At 66.1% G+C, this 218-nt stretch carries 1 protein-coding gene; it reads right to left on the reverse strand.

Annotation, left to right across the window (positions count from 1 at the left end; all coding sequences use genetic code 11):
• On the reverse strand, window positions 1-218 hold a 218-nt coding region (locus ADK57_RS19860; protein ID WP_159050104.1), incomplete at both ends, for a hypothetical protein.

The following is a 218-nucleotide window of genomic DNA, read 5'->3' on the forward strand; positions in this document are numbered from 1 at the left end:
CGAGCCGAAGTCGGTGCCCTCGAAGTCCTGCACCACCGTGCCGGTGGGCGGGGTGTAGGTGCCCTTGTCGTCGGCGGTGAACTTCTTGCCGTCGAAGTCGCCCACGAAGTACTGGGCGGCCGAACCGCCCGCGATGCCACCGGGATTGATGTTGACGACCAGGACCCACTTGATGTTGTTCTTGTCCCCGTCGACCGCCAGGGGGAACAGGTCGGGGC

It is taken from the genome of Streptomyces sp. MMG1533 (genome assembly GCF_001279775.1).
Lineage (GTDB): Bacteria > Actinomycetota > Actinomycetes > Streptomycetales > Streptomycetaceae > Streptomyces.